This window comes from Silvimonas sp. (assembly GCF_031291215.1).
Classification (GTDB): domain Bacteria; phylum Pseudomonadota; class Gammaproteobacteria; order Burkholderiales; family Chitinibacteraceae; genus Silvimonas; species Silvimonas soli.
Window position 1 is genome coordinate 1 of the sequence record NZ_JARLJK010000003.1, and the last position, 1,296, is coordinate 1,296.

Annotated in this window: 2 protein-coding genes; both read left to right on the forward strand. The window is 59.0% G+C overall.

Features of this window, described 5'->3' with window-relative positions; genetic code table 11:
- A partial coding sequence (locus P4L78_RS00020) for an ABC transporter permease (RefSeq protein WP_309326175.1) occupies positions 1-782 on the forward strand: 782 nt, incomplete at its 5' end.
- Between the two features lies 1 nt (position 783).
- Positions 784-1,296 (forward strand): ABC transporter permease (locus P4L78_RS00025; protein WP_309326177.1); only part of this gene is annotated, 513 nt, incomplete at its 3' end.

The window sequence follows — 1,296 nt, forward strand, 5'->3', positions numbered from 1 at the left end:
ATTCGGTTCAAATCGCCGCGTGGGTGGACGGTTCCATGCCGCAACGCGCCGAAACGGTGCAAGGTTATGTGCAAGGCATGCATCAAGGCTGGCTCGTGGACATGGCCACGCACCGGCTCGGTCAAACCGCCGTCAGCCCCGCCACCATGGAGACCCGCTATCGCTACAATCCTGACGTGCTCAGTCTGCCCGCGATGGTGCCCTCCGTCATCCCGCTGTTGTTGCTGATGATTCCCGCCATGTTGACGGCCTTGTCGGTGGTTCGCGAAAAAGAACTGGGTTCCATCATCAACCTCTATGTCACCCCGGTCAAGCGCACGGAATTTTTGCTCGGCAAGCAACTGCCGTATCTCGTGCTGGGGATGCTGAATTTTGGATTGATGACGCTGCTGGCCATCACTCTGTTCGGGGTGCCGGTCAAGGGCAGCTTTCTGGCGCTGGCCGCGGGGGCGTTGCTATTCGTCATGTTCTCGACCGGCTTCGGTTTGTTTACCTCGACCTTTACCCGCAGCCAGATCGCGGCCCTGTTCTTAACGATCATCGCGACCATTATTCCTGCCATCCAGTTTGCGGGGTTGCTGAACCCGGTTTCCTCGCTGGCGGGCGTCGGCGCGATGATCGGCCGCATCTATCCGGCAACCTATTATCTGAACATCACGCGCGGCGTGTTTAATAAGGCACTGGGGTTCCCAGGTTTGCAGGCTTCCTTTTGGCCGCTGCTGCTGGCGGCGCCGGTGATCGTAATCACCGCCGTTTTGCTGCTGAAGAAACAGGAGAAATGACATGCCGCAATTCGCGAACATTTACCGTCTGGGAATCAAGGAATTGTGGAGTCTGGCCCGCGACCCGGTAATGCTGGTGCTGATTGTGTATTGCTTCACCGTGTCCATCTACGTCGCGGCCACCGCGGTGCCAGACAGCCTGGACAAGGTGCCCATCGCCATTGTGGATGAAGATGCCTCGCCGCTGTCGGCGCGCATTGGCGCCGCCTTCTATCTGCCCCGCTTCAACCCGCCCGTGATGATAACGCAGACCGAAATGGACCCCGGTCTGGATTCGGGCGATTACAGCTTCGTGCTGGACATTCCGCCGGATTTTCAGCGGGACGTGCTGGCTGGCCACTCGCCGGCGATTCAACTGAATGTGGATGCCACCCGCATGACGCAGGCTTTCACGGGGAGCTCGTATATCCAGCAGATTGCCTTGGGCGAAGTCAGCGATTTTATCCAGCACTACCGCAGCAGCACGCCGTCAACGGTGGACCTGAACTTGCGCGCGCGTTACAACCCCAATCTG